The following is a 19,615-nucleotide window of genomic DNA, read 5'->3' on the forward strand; positions in this document are numbered from 1 at the left end:
GGCTACAATTGTTTTTTCCCCGGTTTGGGTAGACTTATTTAAAAGCGCTCGTGGCGGAATTGGCAGACGCGCTAGATTCAGGTTCTAGTGGGGCAACCCGTGGAGGTTCAAATCCTCTCGAGCGCACCCCAAAGAAATTCCCCTCCAGCAAAACAGCCCTAAGAGGAATAGGAGTTCTAATCTTGGAGGATAGAGCCAAGCCCATAGCCGGGCTTTTTTTAACAAGAGTGTTTTGCAATGTGGTGGCCTGGGAGACCGCTTTGTAGAGTTCTTCTCGACTGTTTGGTTGCTTGTTAACCCGGTTTTCTTTTCTTGCGATGGCAACAGCATCGCTCCATTTGTTCCCGGCTGTCAGCCCAATTGAACAGTCAATAGAATCCGCTTTTAGTGGCTGCGGTTTTAGGTTTTTTTTATATTGGCCTGGGAAGAAGGGGTCCATCGTTCTCTACGGCAATTCTGTTTTTTGGGTCATGGCCCTTTTATTCTCTATGCTTTTTGACCGGGGAAGTTCTCATTCCGGTTATCGTTACAAGGAAAGCAAGCTGTAAAGTGTCTAAGGATCTCATTGCCGGAACAGTTTAAAAATATCTTTTTTTTACGATCCCTTTTACAGGGCTTAAGGATGATCAGCTCAAAACCTTTATTGTCATTGGAGATAAGGGAGAAGGGAACGCCTCAAAAAAAAAGGATAATATACGCTGAGAGTTGAATTTTTAGGTTAACGGTTCAAATTAATCCAACCGATGAAAGACCGCCTGTTGGTTAAGGATCTCGATGAGAAGGGCTTTTTTATCGCCGGGGATGGATCTCTTTTGAACGAGCTTTTTCATCCTGAAAAAGACAACCTTCCCCTTTCTTTTTCCATCGCTTATGGGACGGTTGAACCGAAAAAAGCAACCAAGCCTCATCGATTGAGCCAGCCCGAAATATACCTTTTTCTTAGCGGGGAAGGTTCCTTTAAAACGGCTTCTGGGGGCAGTTATCCCGTTAAGGCTTACAGCCTGGTCTACGTTCCTCCAGGATGTATCCAATGGGTGGAAAATGGAGCAGCAGAACCCTTGCGATTTATCTGTATAGTGAGTCCACCTTGGAAAGCGGAGTGGGAAAAGGAAGAGCATTTGTAAGCTTTTTTTAACTTGAAAAAGTAAAAGAAACAGACTATGGCTTTGCTGCCTGTTCGTCGTTTTATTGTTTTTCATTTTATTGGATTTCAGCCTGTTGCCGACTTTAAGTTTTGGGTAGTTCATGGAAAAACCAAAGGTTTATAGCCGATGATGAGAAATACAATAAAAGAAAAGAAGCCCTTTGAAGGCAAAAAATGGGGAAGTCTTTTCTTTAGCTTATTCCTTGGGAAAGTTCGACTTGGAGAAAGCAAAAAAGAAGCTTTCTTAAAAGAAAAAGAAGAAAGCATTTTTAAAAAGCTCAAGGAAGCCAGTGTCATACCCCTAGCCGATCTTTACGAGCAGTTGAAGACCCGTCCCGAGGGTTTAACGGAAGAAGAAGTCGAAGAGAGGTTGGAGAAATACGGCTATAACGAGATCAAGCAAGAAGAGGTTCCCCATTGGTTCGTCATGCTGCTTCAAAGTTATTTTAATCCTTTTGCCCTACTCTTGACCTTTCTTGCGCTGGTCGCCTGGTCGGTTGGAGAAAAAGAAAGTGTTCTCGTCATGATGATCATGGTCTTGGTCAGTGTTCTCTTACGGTTCACCCAAGAATTTCAATCGACTAAAGCTGCCGAAAGGCTCAAAGCCATGGTCCGAACAACCGCCACGGTAAAGAGAATCTGGAAGAAAAGAGAGGATGAGGTTGAACAGCCGTTTCCGACCGAAGCAAACCAGGCCAAGGAGGTGCCCATAAGCCAGATCGTCCCTGGAGATATCCTCCAACTTTCCGCAGGCGATATGATCCCTGCTGACGTCCGGTTGATTTTTACAAGAGATCTTTTCGTAAGCCAAGGCGTTCTTACGGGGGAATCCATGCCCGTAGAAAAATATGATACGGTGAATCCTTTGGTAGCTGAACAAAAAAGGACAGATCCCTTTTCCCTACCTAACATTGCCTACTTAGGGACGAATGTGATCAGTGGAACGGCCACGGCTGTTGTCCTTTCAACGGGAGAAAACACCTATTTTGGAGCGTTTTCTAAGAGTCTCAAGGGTTATAGGGCAATGACCAGCTTTGATATCGGGGTCAACCGGATCAGTTGGCTTCTGCTGCAGGTTATCGGCACAATGATTCCCGTCATTTTTCTTATAAACGGCTTTACCAAGGGAAACTGGATGGATGCTTTTCTTTTCTCCTTGGCTGTCGGTGTTGGATTGACCCCTACTATGCTTCCGGTGATTGTCAGTGGTTGCCTGGCTCGAGGAGCACTCCTGCTTTCAAAGAATAAAGTGGTGACCAAGCGTCTCAATGCTATTCAGAATATAGGAGCGATGGAGATCCTGTGTACGGATAAGACAGGTACGTTGACCCATAACAAAATTATTCTTGAAAAGTATCTTGATCCTGAAGGGGAAGAAAACGAAGAAGTTTTGAAATACGCTTACATTAATAGCTACTACCAGAGTGGGCTGCGCAATCTCTTGGATCAAGCCGTGCTCGACAAGAAAGAAGAGGCCAAGAAATTCATTTTTCATTATACCAAGGTAGATGAAATTCCTTTCGATTTTTCGAGGCGGAGAATGTCGGTTGTAGCACGAGAAATTTCTACCGGCAAAGATCTTTTGATAACAAAGGGGGCGGTGGAGGAGATGATGGCTATTTGTACGAGCCTCCTTAAGAAAGGCAAAGTGGCCGAGCTCAGCCCGGAGATGAAAAAAAAGGCTTTGGCTCTTAGGGATGATCTGAATAGCGATGGATTGCGGGTTTTGGCGGTCGCCTACAGAGAGTTGCCCCTGGATATGAACAGGCCTGTTTCGGTAAACGATGAAAAAGAAATGACTCTTTGTGGTTTTATAGCTTTTTTGGATCCCCCTAAACACGATGCCGAGGAGGCTCTCCGTGCACTGAGAAACTACGGGGTAGAAGTCAAAATTATTACCGGGGATAACGAGATCGTAACGCGCAGGATTTGTGACTGGATCGGTTTGGAAGTTAGAGGGGTAATGCGAGGTTATGAAGTAGAAAGCTTGACGGATGACGAACTCGTAACCGCTGCGGAAAAAGCCAATATTTTTGTCAAAATGTCGCCCCTTCAAAAGGCTAGGGTGATTCGCGCCTTAAGGACTGGAGGGCATATAGTCGGTTTCTTGGGGGATGGAATCAATGATGCGCAAGCTTTGAGGGAAGCGGACGTGGGCATATCGGTGGATACGGCGGTCGACATAGCCAAGGAGTCAGCCGATATCATTCTGTTGGAAAAAAGCCTCATTGTTCTTGAACAAGCGGTTATCGAAGGCCGGATCATGTTCGGCAACATGGTGAAGTATATCAAGATGGCTGTAAGTTCGAATTTCGGCAACGTGTTGAGTATCTTGGGCTCGGGGATTTTGCTCCCTTTCTTGCCTATGAGTCCCCTGCAAATACTCATCCTTAACTTGATTTATGACCTTTCGCAGACGCTCATTCCCTGGGATAGAATGGATGAAGAATTCATAGCCAAACCTAGAAAGTGGGAAGCCGAAGGGATACTGCGCTTTATGCTCATTATTGGGCCCCTGAGTTCCATTTTCGACTACGTTACCTATGGAGTCATGTGGTTTGTTTTCGGGGCTAATTCTATTGACAAACAAGCTTTGTTTCATACCGGTTGGTTTGTGGAGTCCTTGCTTTCTCAAAGCTTGATCGTTCACATGATTCGAACAAGAAAGATTCCTTTTATACAGAGCATGGCTACCAAACCCCTGGTATTGGCAACAGGTGTCGTCATTGTCATCGGCCATCTTATTTCAAAGAGTTATTTTGGAGAAGCCGCAGGGCTTGTTCCCTTGCCTATCAATTATTATTTCTGGCTGTGGGGCATCCTTCTTGCTTATTGCATCGTTGTTCAAACGGTAAAAAGTTGGTACATAAAGAAGTTCAAAGGGGAATGGCTTTGATTAGGTAACTTTGAGGGCAGGGGCGACTTTCTCGTCGAGGCGAAGCATTATTCACAAAAGATAAAAAAGTCCTCTCTTAGCCATGCAACAAGGGGGAGGGATTGTCCAGCGGTGTTTGAGCATCGGGGATTTTGTTAAAAGAACTTGAATTGCACTTCATCTCTTTGTTATGCTTGCTAGTCCTTGATATTAGTCTTAAAAAACCATGCAAGAAGATTTAGTCGGTTTAGCCAAAAGAGTGTTTGATCTGGAAATGGATGCCTTGCGCATCGTTCGGAAGCAATTAAACGCTGCCTTTGAGCAGGCAATCCTTGTTTTAGAAAAGACGATCCTGGCTAATGGGAAAATTGTGGTAACCGGAGTAGGAAAATCGGGTCATATTGGAAGAAAAATAGCGGCCACCTTAACGAGTACAGGGGCTCCTAGTGTTGTCCTTGACGCCGTCAATGCTTTCCATGGAGACCTGGGAATGGTCAATAGGGGTGATGCCGTTGTCGCCTTAAGTTATAGCGGGGAAACGGAAGAAATCCTGAGACTTGTTCCTCATTTGAAAAGGATGACAACCTCGTTGATTGCGATAACGGGCAACGAAAATTCCACCTTGGCTAAGAACTCGGATCTTGTCTTGAGTGTGCGAATAGACAGAGAAGCTTGTCCTCTGAACTTGGCCCCCACCTCGAGCACCACGGCCATGCTTGTTTTGGGGGATGCCTTGGCTATGGTGCTTTTAGAAAAAAGGGGGTTTAAAAAGGAGGATTTCGCCCGCTTTCATCCCGGGGGAACTCTTGGGCGTAATTTATTGCTGAAAGTCGGGGATATCATGCGTCCGTTGTCTCAAATAGTCATTCTTGAGGAAGAAGCAAAGGTCAAGGAAGCTTTAAGACTCTGGAATGTAAAAAGGGTGGGAGCTGTCGTGGTTGTAAATCCGGGGGGAAAGGTTATAGGAATATTTACTCATGGAGATTTCGTAAGAAATTACGAAGTCAATCACCGGATAGGGGAAGAACCCCTAGGGAAAGTGATGACGAAAAACCCTGTTACGGTGAGGGTTGATAAACTTGCAGTTGAAGTTCTCAATGTTTTTGAACACAATAAAATAGAAGACCTGATTGTCGTGGATGAGCAATACAGGGTAGTGGGATTGATTGATTCACAAGATTTAGCCATTCATAGATTGTTATAAGGGAGAGAGTTATGTTCGTGAACGCCAGTGATGTCGGAAAAGGTCAAGCCATAAGGCATAACGGAGCCATTTGTCTTGTTCTTGAAACAATGCATAGGACGCCTGGAAATTTAAGGGCGTTTGTCCAGATGGTCTTGAGAAACCTGAAGACGGGAAAATCCTTTGTGGAAAGATTTGGATCCCAGGACAAGGTCGAATTGCTTTCCTTGGTTCGGAAGCGGTGTGAATACAGCTACAGGGAGGGCAATAACTTTGTTTTCATGGATCCTGAAACTTATGACACTTTTTCTGTTCCGGAGGAAATGGTCGGCAAAGCCAAGGATTTTTTGAAAGAAAACCAACCCGTTGATCTTCTGTTTGCTGACGATACCCTTGCCGCCATAGAACTGCCCCAAAGCGTCATATTGAAAGTGGTGGAAGCCCCGGAAGGTGTAAAAGGGGATTCGGCGACCAATGTCATGAAACCGGCGATCCTCGAAACCGGGCTTTGTATTCAAGTTCCCCTTTTTATCAAGGAAGGGGAATTGGTCAAAGTGAGTACGACCGAAGGCAAATATTTAAGTCGGGCATAAACCGGGGAAAGTTCTCGGACAGTCTTGAATCTTGGAGAGTCGAGTGGACCCTATGGGGAAAGAGAGTACAGAGGATACGAGCGGGATGGACCGGTGGAATGAGATTTTGCTTAAGGCACAAATCGGTCAACGCCTCAGCGATGCGGAGCTTTCCCAGAGATCCGAAGTCGACGTGGGGACCCTTCTCAAACTTAAAGAAGGGATATTACATGAAAAAGCCCTAGTTGCTGTTGCTCGTGCCTTGTCTTTGAGCGGGGAAATCCTTTTATCGATGGCAAGGGGCAACTTTATTCCCCAAGCTTTTTCTTTACCCCCCTTTTTGAAACGAGTTCCTTCCCGCAGGTTTCCTGGAAAAAACAGCTATGTATTGCTCGATCAGCAAAGCCGAAAAAGCTTGCTTGTAGATCCCCTGGACATGGATCTTCTCTTGGCTTATATCCAGGACCAAGGCTATGGGGTTCAAGAAGTTTTTTTCTGTTCTCCCAAGGAGATGAAAGAAATGGCTGGGGTTTTGAGCGATTTTTCAGTCCCTTATTCCGGCCCATCCCTAAAAGAAGATCTTCCTTCTTTTTCGGAGCCAAAAGTAGAGAAAAAAGTCCTCGATAGGGGTTCTTTTAAAATTGAAGCGATCCAAGTTGAGAATCCATCGCCAAAAATCCTTTATTTTACCTGGAGCCAACAACCTCCCCCGCTTGTTTTTGTGGGGAATTTTTTTATTTCAGCTTCCATCCTTTTGGAAGAAGAGGACTATTTTCAGACGCTTGAATTGCTCCGTCGCACCGTGCTGAGTCTTCCCGAGGAAACGATAATCTGTCCTGCAAGAGGCCCGCTGACCACGGTGGGTTTTGAAAAAGGTCATAATCCCTTTTTCCCCGAATACCAAATTTTTTCATCGTTCGAATCTCTTACCGAAATGTAAAAGGCCGGCAAGCTTTCAAACCATGTTCAACCCAACAAACTAGAGATAAATCCATTTTTATTGTTATGAAAAATAAAAAGAAAATGATTAATTTTAGAGGGGGGGTTTTCCAATGAATGAGGATTATAAGCTACTCAAGATTTTTTCCGGAAGAGCCAATCCATCGTTAGCTACAAAAATTGCCCAGTACGTGGGTATCCCCCTTGGCCAAGCAACCATTTCTTCGTTTCCAGATGGAGAGACTTTTGTCAAGTTCAACGAGAACATTCGGGGAAGGGATGTTTTCATCGTTCAACCTACTTGTCCGCCTACCAATCATAACCTGATGGAACTCCTCATCATGATCGATGCGGCCAAAAGGGCAAGTGCGGCAAGGGTAACGGCCGTTATCCCCTTTTATGGTTATGCCCGGCAAGATCGTAAAGATCAACCCCGAGTCTCTATAGCGGCTAAGTTGGTTGCCAATCTGCTCGTTGCGGCTGGAGCCAATAGGGTCTTGACCATGGATCTTCATGCTCAACAGATCCAAGGTTTTTTTGATATCCCTGTGGATCATCTGACCGCCGTGCCTGTATTCTATAAGTACTTGGAAACAAATAACCTGCTTGATCTTGTGGTGGTATCTCCTGATGTGGGAGGGATCAAGATGGCCTCTACCTATTCCCAACTGCTGGGCAAGGGCCTTGCCCTGGTGGTTAAAAAAAGAATTGATGCTTACCATACCGAGGCCGATTTTGTTGTGGGCGATGTGCAAGGGAAGGATGTCTTGATTGTAGATGATTTAACCGAAACGGCGGGAACGGTTGTCTCGGCAGCCAATATTTTGAAAAAAAGGGGAGCCAGGCGCATATTTGCCGGAATTTCACATGCCGTCCTTAACCAAATAGGGATTAGTAGACTGAGAGATTCCCATCTTGAAGCATTGATTACCACCAATAGCGTTCCTGTTCCTTCGGTTGAAAGCCTACGGCTCATGGTCCTGGATGTTGCTCCACTTTTGGGAGAAGCCATTAAGAGGATCCATACGGGGATGTCGGTGACTTCTCTCTTTGAAGTTGACGGAAAGAAAATTAATCTTTAAAAAGAAACAACATTGGTTAACCCATTGAATATTAAACCACAATTACTGAATGACATCGTTAGGCTGTTGGAAAGCAATGCCCGACTTGATATTGTCGATATTGCTTCGGCTTTGGGTATTTCCGTCGATGAAGCGGCCCGGCTTTTAGCGGATCTCGAAAAGGAAAAATTCATTTTAGCTTATAAAACTATTTTTGACCCTGAAAAAATACAGAGAAAACCGGTCCGTGCAGTGATTGAAGTAAAAATTACCCCGGAAAGAGGAGGAGGCTTTGACAAGCTTTCCCGTCGGATCGCCGGTTTTGAAGAAGTCACCTCTTGCTTTTTAATGAGTGGAGCTTATGACCTTCTTGTTTTTCTTGAAGGAGAGAGTTTAAAAGAAGTGGCTCTTTTCGTATCCGAAAAATTAGCGACTTTACCGGGTGTTATTTCTACGGCTACTCATTTTATGCTGAAAACTTATAAAGAGCAGGGGATTATTTTCTCCTCCCCTACGCATTCTCGTCTTCCTATCAGCCCTTAATTTGATTTAATGAAAAAACAATCCATTGCGGATCATTCTGAAAAAATATTGCCTTTTAGCTTAAGCCCGAAAAGAGCATTGGCCAAGCATCTTTCTCTCATCGGAAAATCAGGAATACGAGATTTCTTTGAAATCGTTCAAAACCAACAAGACGTTATTTCTTTGGGTATTGGAGAACCCGATTTTGATACGCCCTGGATGATAAGAGAGGCCTCTATATTCGCCCTTGAGAAAGGGGAGACAGGCTACACCTCCAATTTAGGACTTATCGAGCTCAGGAAACTCATTTCTCAGTATGTAGCCAAGCTCATCGGTGTCGAATATGATCCCTATGAAGAGATCATAGTGACGGTGGGGGTTTCCGAAGCACTGGATTGCGCTCTTAGGGCAATTCTTGATCCCCAGGATGAAGTCATTATCCATCAACCTTCTTATGTTTCTTATGTTCCCTTGGTGATTCTTGCCCATGGCATTCCTGTCCTTGTTGAAACGCAGGAAAAGGATGGATTTAGGTTAGATCCCCTTGAACTTGAGAAAAAAATTACAAAAAGAACGAAGGCCCTGATTCTCAATTTTCCAACCAATCCTACGGGAAGCATCCAGGGCGAAAAAGAACTTGAAGCCCTTGCAGAAATAGTCAAGAAACATAACCTTTTTGTCGTTACCGATGAGATCTACGCGGAGTTGACTTACGAAGGGAAGCATCGTTCCATAGCTGCTTTCGAAGGGATGAAAGAAAGAACACTCTTTGTTCATGGGTTATCCAAGGCTTTCTCCATGACGGGATACCGTATAGGTTATGGCTGCGGGCCTAAAGAATGGATTGAAGCGATGTTAAAAATTCACCAATACTCCATTCTTTGTGCGTCCTCGGTAGCCCAATATGCAGCTATAGAAGCCTTGTCTAAAGGGAAAAAGGCCATGGAGAAGATGGTTGAGGAATACCGGCTGCGGCGCAATTTTCTTTGGAAAAATCTTTCAGCTTTGGGATTAGCCGGATGTTTTCCCCAGGGGGCATTTTACTACTTTCCTTCGATCAAGGCTTACGGACTTTCGTCTAGAGATTTTTCTTACCGACTTCTTCAAGAAGGCAAGGTGGCTATTGTTCCCGGTTCCGCTTTTGGCCAGGGAGGGGAGGGATACGTCCGGTGTAGTTTTGCCGCTCGCTTTGAAGAGCTGGAGGAGGCGGTTCGCCGCATCGAAAAGTGGTTAAAAAAAATTGAAAAAGAAGCCAAGAAATAATAGATGGAAAATATCAAAAGGATTTTATATTAGCTACGAACTTTTTAGAGGAGTATTGTGGGTATTCATACGACTCAAGACCGACATCCTGAAAAAATAAATCAATTTAGCGTATTCATGGAGAACAAGGCCGGTAGGCTTTTGGAATTGGTACGTCTCTTGGAAAGTCATGAAATCCACATTATTGGATTTACGATCCTGGATACTTCTGAAGCTTCGACGATACGGTTGGTGGTTGATGATCCGCAAAAGGCTAGAAGGATACTTTCTGAAAACGGGATTTCCTTTACGGAGTGTTCGTTGATCGCCTTGGAATTACCTCAAACGGCTGAAGATTTAAGGAAAGTGCTTACCCTCCTTCTCCAGGCCGAAATTAACATCAATTTTAGTTATCCTTTTTTAACCCGACCTTATGGGAAAGCGGTTCTAGCTTTGAGAGTTGAAGATGAAGACCTCGCTGAATCCGTGCTTTTGAGAAACAATTATCGAATCCTTTTTCAAAAAGATATCAGCAGGTAAGGGGATAAGACACACAAAAAAAGATTGTTTTTTTAAAAAAAAACCTCAATTTTGACAGTAAATTTAAACTTATGTCCAAGTCTTTTGTGTTCGCTTCTGAGTCGGTTACCGAAGGCCATCCGGACAAGGTGTGCGATACGATATCCGATGCCGTTTTAGATCATTGCCTGGAGCAGGATAAATTGAGCCGGGTTGCCTGTGAAACGCTGGTCAAAGAGAACTTGGTCGTTCTTGCCGGAGAGATTACCACGAAGGCAAAACTCGATTATACCCAGATTGTCAAGGAAACGGTTCGGCAAATAGGCTACAACGATCCAAAGTGCCTGTTTTACCCTGAAAAATTGCATATCCTCTGTGCCATTTCCAAGCAGAGCCCGGACATCGCCTTGGGTGTAGATGGAAAGAAAGGAGCCGAAGTCCAAGTCAACTATGATCAAGGGGCAGGGGATCAAGGGCTGATGTTTGGTTTTGCCTGCTCTGAAACTCCGGAACTCATGCCCGCTCCGATCAGCTTTGCTCATCGGCTGTCAAGAAGGTTGACCGAGCTGAGAAAAAAAGAAGGCTGTAGTTGGTTGCGTCCCGATGGGAAAACCCAAGTTTCTCTTTATTACGAAGACCATAGACCCCTCCGTATCGAGGCCATTGTTGTCTCCACCCAACATACCGAGGAGGTGTCAAGAAAGGAAATAGAAGAAACAATCAAAAAGGAGGTTATACAAAAAGCTATTCCCGAAGAGTTTCTTCATAAAAAAACCCTGTTCTTCATTAATCCCACGGGGAGGTTTGTTGTGGGGGGACCCGACGCGGATTCCGGGGTGACGGGAAGGAAAATTATAGTCGATACCTACGGCGGAATGGGAAGGCATGGAGGAGGGGCTTTTAGCGGGAAAGATCCTTCCAAGGTGGATAGAAGTGCAGCTTACATGGCTAGATACATAGCCAAAAATATTGTTGCAGCCAAGATTGCTACAAAAGTGGAGGTTCAAATCGCCTACGTAATCGGCAAGGCCGATCCTGTATCCGTGTCTGTGGATACCTTTGAGACCGGTCTAGTCGATGATCAAAAAATTGAAAAGGCGATCCGAGAAGTATTCAGGTTAAAGCCTGCAGAGATCATTGAAGACCTTAAGTTGCTCAGGCCCATTTACAGCAAGACTACCAATTACGGTCATTTTGGAAGGAATGACCAACACGACATCTTCAGCTGGGAAAAAACAGATAAAGTCAACGATCTGCTTGTCGCCGTGGGCTTAATTTGATGAATTCACATGGGATAGAGTCGAGGAAGGGGAGGACGGCGTAAACGATCTTTTTTGAGTGTCTATAAAATATCAGCTATAAAAAAATTAAGGAGAAAGTTATGGCCGATTTCAAAGTTAAGGATATGGAACTAGCCGACTTCGGGCGCAAAGAAATCGAAGTTGCCCAAGATGAAATGCCCGGTTTAATGGCTCTTAGAAAAGAATACAAAGGACTGTATCCCTTGAAGGGGACAAGAATTGCAGGCTGCCTCCACATGACCGTTGAAACGGCTGTTTTGATAGAAACGTTGGTAGAGCTCGGTGCATCCGTGCGGTGGAGCTCATGTAATATTTTTTCTACCCAAGACCATGCTGCAGCGGCGATCGCGGCCAGGGGAATTCCCGTTTTCGCATGGAAAGGAGAAACCTTGGAAGAATATGAGTGGTGTATCGAACAAACATTGAGATGGCCGGATGGTCAACCTCTAAACATGATCCTTGACGATGGCGGGGATCTTACGGAGCTTGTTCATCAAAAATATCCCGAGCTTTTGGAAGGCATTGTTGGAATTTCCGAAGAAACGACTACGGGGGTGCATCGGCTGTATCATAGGGAAGCAAAAGGAACCCTGGGACCTCCCTGCATGAACGTGAATGATTCCTGCACGAAGAGTAAATTTGACAACCTGTATGGTTGCAGGGAATCCTTTCTTGACGGCGTCAAAAGGGCTACGGATGTCATGGTGGCCGGTAAGATCGTTGTGGTCTGCGGCTATGGAGATGTGGGAAAGGGTTGTGCCCAATCGGCAAAAGGAATGGGGGCCAGGGTTGTGGTTACCGAAATCGATCCTATTAATGCCCTTCAAGCATCGATGGATGGGTATGAAGTCACCCTTTTGGAGGATGTCGTTGAAAAAGCCGACCTGTTTGTCACCGCGACCGGTTGCATAAATGTCATCAAAAGGGAGCACATGGAAAGGATGAAGTCAGGAGCGATTGTCTGTAACATCGGTCATTTTGATTCTGAAATAGAAGTCCGATCTCTTTATCAAGACAGCACCCTTAAGCGGGTTCAGATCAAGCCCCAGGTCGATCTCTTTATCTGGCCTACTGGAAAAAAGCTTTACGTGTTGGCTGAAGGTAGGCTTGTCAATTTGGGCTGTGCCAGTGGCCATCCCAGTTTTGTCATGAGCGCAAGTTTTACGAACCAAGTTTTGGCTCAAATCGAATTATGGACAAATCGCCAAACGGGACGCTATAAGAGAGGAAAGGTTTATACCCTGCCTAAAATCCTCGATGAAAAAGTAGCCAGGCTCCATCTCGAAAAGCTGGGAGTCAAGCTTACCCGGTTGACGAAGGAACAAGCTGATTACCTGGGTGTTCCCGTCGATGGTCCCTATAAACCCGATCATTACCGGTACTGAAAGGATAAGACTATCCTTTTGCGGATAGAATAAATTAAAGAGGGCAAAGCGCTTCGCCTACGCCGGTCTTGGAGAATTGTTTTACAAGCCTAGGTATTCTTCTTGCTTTAAAAAAGAGGCTTTTTGCACATCATCATCCAACCTCAAGCTATTTCCTTTCGGGGTTGACAGAACAGTTTTTCTCAAGATAGCCGATAATGTGAACAATCAGATCATCGGGAATTTGAGCACCCAGCCGCTTCATTTTTTCCACTTCATGCCTCCAAGTTTGCCCGGAAAACTTGGGCTGAAGGCTGATGACCGTGGTGCTGTGGCACATGGAGCAATAACTTTGAACAATTTCCTGCCTTTCCCCTAAAGGGAGGGGTTCGGTGGTTAGGGGATAAGCTCCCACGGAGTAAACTGCGCTGGAATCTTGAGGATAAGGAATGAAGGGGAAGATTAAGCCTGAAGAATCCAGTGTGTATAACCCCGACTCACCTATTTCAATGGGTTCATTCGAAGACAATTCACCGGAGGCTCGAGCGAAAGCCGTTGAAAGGAAGAAGATCAGAAGAAAACTGCTAAACATGGAGTTAAATCTAGGAAAAAAAGACATAAGAACACCTATCTAGGAGTTTTTGCCTACCCATATTTTTTGCGTTTCAATAGTATTCCAACAATAGCCTCCGGGGTTCCAAATGGGGGTTGCCGGTTGGGTGTTGCCCTTTTCATCCCACGCTCTTGAGGCAAGGGTATATTCCCCGGCCGCCTGCGGCCTCCAATGAATGTGCCAGTGCCTGAAGGAATATTTCCCGAGGTCTCTTTCAAGAATAGCTTCTTGCCAGTTTTTCCCGCCGTCTGATGAAAATTCTACTTTGACAATTCGCCCATGGCCACTAAATGCGATCCCTTTAACCTGGACGGCCATTTTTTCCACCAGTTTTATATCGCCACCTGGCTGAATAATAAAAGATCTCACGGGCATTTGGATCGCTCCAATAGGGACTGTTTCAACAGGAAGTCCCTTTTGGTAGTCCTCAAAAGAAATCGAATTATTCCTGTTTTTGGGAATACGGTAGGCTGTTTTCATCCAGAAGTTCGTGTCTTCGGAGTCTAAGGCCCTGATCCAGGTTAAGTGTTTGATCCAATAGGTAGCGAACTTCCCCGGAACCACTAGCCTCAAGGGAAATCCGTTCAATAGGGGCAAGGGTTCGTCGTTCATTGCGTAGGCAAGAAGGGTTTCTTCAAGAATAGGGTCGTCCCTGTCTAGAGATTTAATGAAGCTGTGAGCGGGTGTACCTTCCGGAGATCTCCCGTAATCAAACCCCTGGAACTGGATCTGGACGGTATTGTCTTGCATTTTTGCCTTGTTCAAGACGTCCATGAGCCGCACTCCCGTCCACTTCGCATTGCCCATGGCCCCGTTGCCCCACTGGGCGCCGGGGACCCTTGGATAAAATCGGCTCCTGGAGTTTCCAGAACACTGGTTGACGGCTATAATAGAGACGGGTTCAAAACGGGTCAAAAGATCGGCAAAACTAAAAGAGGTAGGAGACAAAAAATTTCCTTCGAGGAAAAGTCTCCACTTGGATAGATCCACGGAATTGGGAATGCCGTCCAGGTGATACCGCACGTAAAAGGCGGCGTTGGGAGTAAAGGGAAATTCAAAGAATTCCCTCGGGGTTTCTAAAACAATAGGCCTGTCGTTTAATCGAATAAGGGGTAACTTTTGGGGCTCATAGGCAAAAGGGTTTTGACTCGTCCAATAGGGACTGGGATGGGTTACGTCCAAGTGGGTTTTTTTTGCCTCTTCTCCTCCAAAAGATTTTTGCAGGGACAACGTGGAAAGAGTAGAAAGTCCAAAAATTTTTAACCATTCTCTTCTTGAAATGACGGGAAAGTGCAAAAAATAATTCAAAAGATCTCTATTCATTAGGTAATATCCTGTAATATACAGTTAGAAAATAACAGGGCAAGACAAAAAAAGTTTTGCTTCCCATTCAATAAAAAGGACAAAAAGAAAGAAAAGATCCTCTTGCTAAAATTCCCAAGGTTTTTCAAAGGCTTCGTCAGAAATCATGAATTGTGCAGGGGGGTCGGGAACCAATTCATCTTTAGGCCTTCGGATATGTCGTCCTAGGGTTTGATCTTCAGGAAAAGAATCTTGGATGATGATTTTTGTACCCACATTGACCAGGTTAAAAAATTCGATGGCGGTTCGTCCATGGAGTCTAACGCAGCCGTGAGTCCGGGGAGAAGACCATACGAAACCTTCATGGAAGCCGTAACCTGGAGAAAACTCAATCCAATAGGGCATGGGATATCCCACGTATTGCCAATTGCCGCCGGGAGGGGGTTGCAGGGGATTTTCAGTGGGCCTAATGTCGTTACCCTTTACCCAAAACCCATAGCTATGAGAACGCTTTTTTACCGATTTGGAGACGACCTGAAAGACTCCCTTGGGAGTAGGATGTCCCGCTTTGCCTACCGTACAAGCAGCCACAAAAATGGTCCTGTTTCCTTCCTGGACATAAACAAGCTGGTTCTGTAAAGAGACTTTTACAATACGGTTTCCCAGCACCGCTGTCCGTTGGGCTTGTGATGCACGGTTAGCGGGTTGGGCAACAAGGATTGGAACACAAAGAAAAAAGAAGAAAGAGAACTTACAGCAACTCCTTCTTATTTTTTCCATAGCGTAAGAAAATACAAGGAGTAAGCGGTATAGGAAAGAAAAATATCTTGAATGTATTTGTTTTTGCTTTAGCCTTTCTTCGGGTTATTCGATATAGCGGCTATAACGTGGAGGAATGAAAATAAAAGTTTCGTTAGGGACAATCGGCCTTTCTTTGTCGGAAGGGAACCCGGGATAGCTCCCTCTCTTTTCTTCTTTCTTATATTCCTTTTTCTTTTCTCCACTTTTTCTTAAGTTCTTGCTCATGTAAAATCCATAAAGCAACTGGTATGCCAGAATCCCTTTTAACCGGATCGGGATACCGGCTTAAGGATCCAAACTTTTGTTTCACCGGCAGATTTCTCTCGGATAATCGTCCAGCTATCCGATAATTGAATAATATTTTTTGAAAAGAACTCATAGATAAATATCCCACCTGGATTGAGACGAGGATAAACCAGGGAAAAAAGAGGATCATCTAGCGGTTTTGATTCTTTAAAATACGGGGGGGAAGCAAAGACGAGGTCGTATTGGGCTTCATCTAATTTTAAAAATTTATAAACATCCTCGAGGATGACTATTCCTTCTAAATGAGCTTTTTTAAGGTTGATTTTAATGCATTCGATGCATTCCTTGGATTTATCGACAAATGTACAGGATAGAGCCCCTCGACTGAGGGCTTCTATGCCCAGGGAACCGGAGCCGGCAAAAAGATCGACGACTTTTTTCCCTTCTATCCAGTTTCCCAGGGAAGAAAAAATGGCTGCGCGGATTTTTGAAAGGGCCGGTCGAACCGGTGTTCTCTTGGGCACCTTGAGAATTATTCCCTTGGCGATTCCTCCGGTGATTCTTATGGACACGGCTTTGGAGCGGTTGATTGAACGGCTACTTAGAAATAAGGGAAGGGGTGAGCAAGGAAGAACCGCTCGGGGAAAGCCTCGGCAGGGAATAGCTTTCCACAAAAGCGACTTGGGGATCGGAAAGCGTTCCGGAAATCTTTACAGGGACTGAAACGACGGAGTTTTGCGGGATCTTGATTTTGCTGAGGAATAATTCAGGAAGATCGCCCTTAAAAAAGGTCTTGTGGAGTAATATCTTTAAGTCCATTTCCATGGAACGATCAAAGTGGACCATGCCGCTGCCGACCAAGGAAAAGGAATTGGAAGAAAGGGACATATCCGTAAATAAAATCTTTCCCTCTTTGATTGTAAAACAGCCTTTCCATTCATCAAATTCAGGAGTTTTCATCGAGGCATTTTTCAGCAAGTGGGACAGCTTATCGAATAAAGCCATGTTTTGGACTTTCCCTTTTACAATTTCAAATGTTCCCTTGCCTTCAACTGCGTTAAGATCGAGCTTGTTCACCGACCCTTCGGCATTACAATGAAGAAGACCCGATAGGGAGGAACAACCGTGGGATTCGAGCAGTTCGAATAGCTCTTCGGCTTTTATCCCCGAAGAGGACAGCCGCCAACCCAGGTTTTTCTTTTTGGCTTCTTTTATTGTTGACTGGTTAAAGAGATATAGGTGTAATTTGCCACCTGAAAGCCGGGACACCAAGTCAAAATTTTGGAACACCCTGGAAGAAAACTGATAACTAAACTGGAGGTTGTAAATTAAGGGAATGGAATTTAACAAAACGCGGGTGGCTTTACCTTGGCTCACCGTTGTCTGGTGTTTTAAATCGAGCTCTTCCTGTTCTTCAATTCCCTCGACCATTAAAAATGGGGTTTGATTAGGAGAAAAAACCTTTATCATTCCCTTTTGGATGAAAATGGTCCGAATAGGCAAGGAGGCAGCGAGCTTGCCTGAAAAGAGGGAAGGAAGTTCTTCTCCATTACTTCCTTCTTCAATCAAAGGCAGGAGCAATCGCCGGCTCCTATTGAGCTCAAAAGATGTTCTCGGTTCCAAGAGGGAAACATCGAAAGAAAGGCCATGTAAAGGAGATATTCGACTTGCAAACTTGATGGAACTGCACTCGAAAAACGAGGGACATTTTTTAGAAAGAGAGTTTTCGACCTTTAATTTTTCAAGGTTGACTGTCAGAGGAAAAGAAAAATGGATTTTTTCAACATCAATGGGCACTCCAAAACCATCGGTGAGAGCCGACTGCATGAAGCGGATCATGGATGGTTTTTTTTCCAACTGCCGCAAAATAAAAAAAAGGCAAAGGTATAACAAAAAGAGAGTTGTTATGAACAACAAAAAGAGCTCAACGATCTTAATAATAAAGCGCACAACAGATAAGTTTATTTGGATTTGGAGTAAAGGCTAGTGCAGAATAAAATTTGTATTGTTTTCAATCCGGCGGCTCGAGGAGAAAAAGCCAAGCATCTTCTTTCCAAGCTTCATGCCCTTGTAGGGGATGTTCCGATTAAGGTCAGCCAGTATCCTGGGGATGCGGAAGCGAAAACGGAATGGGCGATTGAACAGGGATACGATCTCATCGTTGCTGCCGGAGGAGATGGAACGATTAACGAAGTGGTGAACGGCTTTAATGGGAGAGAAGTCATCCTTGGTGTTATTCCCTTGGGAACGGTCAATGTTTTTGCCATGGAACTGGGCTTACCCAGGAATATCGACCAGGCTTGGGCGACCATACTCCGGGGGAAAATCAGGGTGATCGATTTTCCTCGGGCAAACGACCAGCGTTTTGTCCAGTTAGCAGGAGTCGGATTAGATGCAAAAGTTCTACAGTTAACCCACAAGCATGTAAGGAAAACTTTGGGCCCGCTGAGTTATTTGTTCACCGTCGTCTATCTTTTGAAGGAACCCCAGCCATCCCTGGAAGTAATCTTGGAGGAAGGAATTCGGCTGAAAGGATCATTTCTTTTAGTGGGCAACGGTAGGTACTATGGGGGTCCTTTCAGCGTGTTTCCCAAGGCAAATCTAGATGATGGCCTTCTTGATTGTTGCTTGTTTACCCAACTCAATTCTTCTTTACTCGTAAAACAGTGGCTGAGGAGTTGCATGGATAAGGCCTTTAAAGATTACGAAGAGGAGCAGGAAGTTATTCGTTTCCAGTCGCGTCAATTTGTCGTTCAATCTTCCGAAGAAATCCCCGTGGAACTCGATGGAGATTTTTACGGGCATACCCCTGTCACCTTCTTTTGTGAACCCAATAAACTTAAAGTCATCGTTCCTTAGAGCTTCCCTTTTAAAATCCATATCGGGTTTGTGCATCCTTATATCCGGGACCAGAGGCCGGCTTTTCGAACTGTACTCCACGCGAGACTTGCTTTCCCTGGAAAAGGATCGTGGACTGCAAATAAAACGGAGGATGAAATAAAAAAACTTGATTTTTTTTTCAATTTTCCCATTTTTATAAGTTCCCAACTTAAGAGGTTTTAGAATACAGCCGCAAAAGAGTTTGTGTTCGGTTTTCTCCAGGGGCGGGAGAGAACATGAGGTAGGGTTAAAAAATATAAGACCAAAGGAAAAAATGAAGAGCCTTGAACTGTTAAAGAATGAAATAGGCGGTTTTTTCGCATCCATGCATAAAAATATGCAGAAGGCGGCACTGAAGACGAAAGCGATATAAATTGGCTGTAAAAGGAAGTCGTTTTGGTCCCGGATGCCCAGGGCTAGGTCTTGGGAAGAGGCCTGGAGACTTCGGTGAAAGAAAAAGTCAACTTCGTAGCTGTGGAAGCGAGGAAGGAGTAAGGAGAAAATTTGACGCAGCGGTTTTTATAACAAAGCAGGGTATAAGCTTATGCCTACGATTAATCAACTTGTCCGCAGGGGGAGAGAAAAGTTAAAAAGGAAAACCAAAGCTCCGGCTTTGGACAGTTGCCCTCAAAGAAGAGGAGTTTGTGTCCAGGTGATGACCAGAACTCCAAAGAAACCGAATTCGGCCTTGAGGAAGGTTGCCAAGGTCAGGCTGACGAATGGGAAGGAAGTGATCGCCTATATTCCCGGAGAAGGACATAATCTCCAAGAACATTCTATTGTCCTTGTCAGGGGGGGGAGAGTAAAAGATTTACCCGGCGTCCGCTATCATATTATACGGGGTACACTTGATGCTTCGGGAGCTGTTGGTCCGAGTAACACCAATAAGCTTAACCGGAATGTTTCCCGCAGTAAGTATGGGGTTAAAAGGCCGAAGGCGGGAGCAAAGCCTGCGTCTAAAGCCAAGTAGTATAAGTAGTATATTTGGCCGATCCAAGGCTTAAGGGATTTGCATCGATAAAAAAAAATGTATATGTATAGTTGAGGTGGG

The 19,615-nt window shown here is 44.8% G+C and carries 20 protein-coding genes and 1 tRNA gene; 15 read left to right on the forward strand and 6 right to left on the reverse strand.

What is annotated here, in order from left to right; translation table 11 throughout:
- The first annotated feature begins 44 nt into the window (after nucleotides 1-44).
- The 13 genes from MINF_RS02915 to ahcY all read left to right on the forward strand — a co-directional run bounded on the left by MINF_RS02915 (nucleotide 45) and on the right by ahcY (nucleotide 12,743).
- Nucleotides 45-126 (forward strand) — tRNA-Leu (locus MINF_RS02915).
- A gap of 191 nt (nucleotides 127-317) precedes the next feature.
- Nucleotides 318-548 carry a hypothetical protein gene (locus tag MINF_RS02920; RefSeq protein WP_148205106.1) on the forward strand — a complete coding sequence of 77 codons (231 nt, stop codon included), beginning with the start codon at nucleotides 318-320 and terminating at the stop codon, nucleotides 546-548.
- Nucleotides 549-743: 195 nt separating this feature from the next.
- Entirely contained in the window at nucleotides 744-1,124 is a 381-nt protein-coding gene (locus MINF_RS02925; RefSeq protein ID WP_148205107.1) for a cupin domain-containing protein, read from the forward strand.
- 147 nt (nucleotides 1,125-1,271) lie between these two features.
- Complete coding sequence (gene mgtA / locus MINF_RS02930) at nucleotides 1,272-4,040, forward strand: magnesium-translocating P-type ATPase (RefSeq protein WP_012462999.1); 2,769 nt, start codon at nucleotides 1,272-1,274, stop codon at nucleotides 4,038-4,040.
- A 205-nt stretch (nucleotides 4,041-4,245) separates the two neighbouring features.
- The gene (locus MINF_RS02935; RefSeq protein ID WP_012463000.1) at nucleotides 4,246-5,223 is read left to right on the forward strand and encodes a KpsF/GutQ family sugar-phosphate isomerase; all 978 of its coding nucleotides are present in this window, start codon (nucleotides 4,246-4,248) and stop codon (nucleotides 5,221-5,223) included.
- An 11-nt stretch (nucleotides 5,224-5,234) separates the two neighbouring features.
- Nucleotides 5,235-5,795: an elongation factor P gene (gene efp / locus MINF_RS02940; protein ID WP_012463001.1), complete on the forward strand. Its 561-nt coding sequence runs from the start codon at nucleotides 5,235-5,237 to the stop codon at nucleotides 5,793-5,795.
- Between the two features lie 52 nt (nucleotides 5,796-5,847).
- The gene (locus MINF_RS02945; protein WP_148205108.1) at nucleotides 5,848-6,714 is read left to right on the forward strand and encodes a hypothetical protein; all 867 of its coding nucleotides are present in this window, start codon (nucleotides 5,848-5,850) and stop codon (nucleotides 6,712-6,714) included.
- Between the two features lie 112 nt (nucleotides 6,715-6,826).
- Nucleotides 6,827-7,795 carry a ribose-phosphate diphosphokinase gene (locus tag MINF_RS02950; RefSeq protein WP_012463003.1) on the forward strand — a complete coding sequence of 323 codons (969 nt, stop codon included), beginning with the start codon at nucleotides 6,827-6,829 and terminating at the stop codon, nucleotides 7,793-7,795.
- 24 nt (nucleotides 7,796-7,819) lie between these two features.
- The gene (locus tag MINF_RS02955) at nucleotides 7,820-8,317 is read left to right on the forward strand and encodes an Lrp/AsnC family transcriptional regulator (protein ID WP_238523532.1); all 498 of its coding nucleotides are present in this window, start codon (nucleotides 7,820-7,822) and stop codon (nucleotides 8,315-8,317) included.
- A 9-nt stretch (nucleotides 8,318-8,326) separates the two neighbouring features.
- Complete coding sequence (locus tag MINF_RS02960) at nucleotides 8,327-9,559, forward strand: aminotransferase class I/II-fold pyridoxal phosphate-dependent enzyme (RefSeq protein ID WP_012463005.1); 1,233 nt, start codon at nucleotides 8,327-8,329, stop codon at nucleotides 9,557-9,559.
- 57 nt (nucleotides 9,560-9,616) lie between these two features.
- A complete protein-coding gene (locus MINF_RS02965) occupies nucleotides 9,617-10,078 on the forward strand; it encodes an acetolactate synthase (protein ID WP_012463006.1) in 462 nt (153 codons plus the stop codon).
- A 71-nt stretch (nucleotides 10,079-10,149) separates the two neighbouring features.
- Nucleotides 10,150-11,337, forward strand: coding sequence for a methionine adenosyltransferase (metK, locus tag MINF_RS02970; protein WP_048810088.1), 1,188 nt, complete (start codon nucleotides 10,150-10,152; stop codon nucleotides 11,335-11,337).
- A 101-nt stretch (nucleotides 11,338-11,438) separates the two neighbouring features.
- Nucleotides 11,439-12,743, forward strand: coding sequence for an adenosylhomocysteinase (gene ahcY / locus MINF_RS02975; protein ID WP_012463008.1), 1,305 nt, complete (start codon nucleotides 11,439-11,441; stop codon nucleotides 12,741-12,743).
- Between the two features lie 148 nt (nucleotides 12,744-12,891).
- On the opposite strand, the gene MINF_RS02980 is transcribed toward ahcY, so the two are convergent.
- The 6 genes from MINF_RS02980 to MINF_RS03005 all read right to left on the reverse strand — a co-directional run bounded on the left by MINF_RS02980 (nucleotide 12,892) and on the right by MINF_RS03005 (nucleotide 17,523).
- On the reverse strand, nucleotides 12,892-13,314 hold the full coding sequence (locus tag MINF_RS02980) for a c-type cytochrome (protein WP_238523533.1): 423 nt from the start codon (nucleotides 13,312-13,314) through the stop codon (nucleotides 12,892-12,894).
- Nucleotides 13,315-13,353: 39 nt separating this feature from the next.
- A complete protein-coding gene (locus MINF_RS02985; RefSeq protein ID WP_012463010.1) occupies nucleotides 13,354-14,658 on the reverse strand; it encodes a molybdopterin-dependent oxidoreductase in 1,305 nt (434 codons plus the stop codon).
- Nucleotides 14,659-14,763: 105 nt separating this feature from the next.
- Entirely contained in the window at nucleotides 14,764-15,417 is a 654-nt protein-coding gene (locus MINF_RS02990; RefSeq protein WP_148205109.1) for a L,D-transpeptidase, read from the reverse strand.
- Nucleotides 15,418-15,501: 84 nt separating this feature from the next.
- Entirely contained in the window at nucleotides 15,502-15,663 is a 162-nt protein-coding gene (locus MINF_RS11370) for a hypothetical protein (RefSeq protein WP_187146965.1), read from the reverse strand.
- Nucleotides 15,664-15,701: 38 nt separating this feature from the next.
- Entirely contained in the window at nucleotides 15,702-16,256 is a 555-nt protein-coding gene (locus MINF_RS03000) for an RsmD family RNA methyltransferase (protein ID WP_012463013.1), read from the reverse strand.
- A gap of 25 nt (nucleotides 16,257-16,281) precedes the next feature.
- A complete protein-coding gene (locus MINF_RS03005; RefSeq protein ID WP_238523534.1) occupies nucleotides 16,282-17,523 on the reverse strand; it encodes an AsmA-like C-terminal region-containing protein in 1,242 nt (413 codons plus the stop codon).
- A gap of 147 nt (nucleotides 17,524-17,670) precedes the next feature.
- Here MINF_RS03005 and MINF_RS03010 point away from each other — a divergent pair, with 147 nt between their 5' ends.
- Together MINF_RS03010 and rpsL are read left to right on the forward strand one after the other, a co-directional pair.
- A complete protein-coding gene (locus MINF_RS03010) occupies nucleotides 17,671-18,543 on the forward strand; it encodes a diacylglycerol/lipid kinase family protein (protein WP_012463015.1) in 873 nt (290 codons plus the stop codon).
- Between the two features lie 565 nt (nucleotides 18,544-19,108).
- A complete protein-coding gene (gene rpsL, locus MINF_RS03015) occupies nucleotides 19,109-19,534 on the forward strand; it encodes a 30S ribosomal protein S12 (RefSeq protein ID WP_012463016.1) in 426 nt (141 codons plus the stop codon).
- Nucleotides 19,535-19,615: the final 81 nt, after the last annotated feature.

The organism is Methylacidiphilum infernorum V4, from assembly GCF_000019665.1.
In the GTDB taxonomy this organism is placed as follows: domain Bacteria; phylum Verrucomicrobiota; class Verrucomicrobiia; order Methylacidiphilales; family Methylacidiphilaceae; genus Methylacidiphilum; species Methylacidiphilum infernorum.